Source organism: Streptomyces sp. SID4985 (assembly GCF_009863025.1).
Classification (GTDB): domain Bacteria; phylum Actinomycetota; class Actinomycetes; order Streptomycetales; family Streptomycetaceae; genus Streptomyces.
Genome location: NZ_WWIR01000546.1, coordinates 1 through 1,054 on the forward strand (window position 1 = coordinate 1; position 1,054 = coordinate 1,054).

Consider the following 1,054-nt stretch of genomic DNA (forward strand, 5'->3'; position numbering starts at 1 on the left):
CGATGTCGTGGCCGTCGATGGGGCCGACGTACTTCAGGCCCAGGTCCTCGAACATGCCCTGGGGCGCGAAGGCGTCCTTGAAGCCCTTCTTGGCGCCGTGCAGGGCCTCGTAGACGTACTTGCCGACGATCGGGGTGCCCCGGATGACCTGCTTGCCCCAGGCGAGGGCCTGTTCGTAGCCGTCGGTGGTGCGCAGGGTGGCGAGATGGTTGGCGAGGCCGCCGATGGTGGGGGCGTAGGAGCGTTCGTTGTCGTTGACGACGATGATGAGCGGACGGTCCTTGGCGGCGGCGATGTTGTTCAGCGCCTCCCAGGCCATGCCGCCGGTCAGCGCGCCGTCGCCGATGACGGCGACCACATGGCCGCGCTCCCCCAGCACCTGGCGGGCCTTGGCGAGGCCGTCGGCCCAGCCGAGCGCGGTGGAGGCGTGGCTGTTCTCGATGACGTCGTGCTCGGACTCCTCGCGCGAGGGGTAGCCGGACAGGCCACCCTTGCCGCGCAGCTTGGAGAAGTCCTGACGCCCTGTCAGTAGCTTGTGCACATAGCTCTGGTGGCCGGTGTCCCACAGGATGCGGTCCACGGGCGACTCGAACACCCGGTGCAGGGCGATGGAGAGTTCCACCACGCCCAGGTTGGGCCCGAGGTGGCCGCCGGTCCGGGACACCGCGTCCACCAGGAACTGCCGCACATCGGCGGACAGTTCGTCGAGCTCTTCCTTCGTCAGCGCCTTCAGGTCACGTGGTCCCCGGATTCTTTCCAGAATCGTCACGCCGGCCCCCTCTCGGTCCGTGTGCCGTGCCGTGTCTCAACTCGCCTGTTCGGACTCCTCGTTGATCTCCTCAGCGAGCCGCATCGCCTCCTCGATGAGGGTTTCCACGATCTTCGACTCCGGGACGGTCTTGATGACCTCGCCCTTGACGAAGATCTGGCCCTTGCCGTTGCCGGAAGCCACGCCCAGGTCGGCCTCGCGGGCCTCGCCGGGGCCGTTCACCACGCAGCCCATGACGGCGACGCGGAGGGGGACCTCCATGCCGGTCAGGCCCGCGGTGACCTC

2 protein-coding genes are annotated in these 1,054 nt (G+C 68.3%); both read right to left on the reverse strand.

Annotated elements, in window-relative coordinates:
* Positions 1–769: 1-deoxy-D-xylulose-5-phosphate synthase N-terminal domain-containing protein (locus tag GTW40_RS23445; RefSeq protein ID WP_343245768.1), on the reverse strand; the 769-nt coding region annotated here is incomplete at its 3' end.
* A gap of 36 nt (positions 770–805) precedes the next feature.
* The coding region (locus GTW40_RS23450; RefSeq protein WP_161182160.1) for a flavodoxin-dependent (E)-4-hydroxy-3-methylbut-2-enyl-diphosphate synthase at positions 806–1,054 on the reverse strand (249 nt) is incomplete at its 5' end.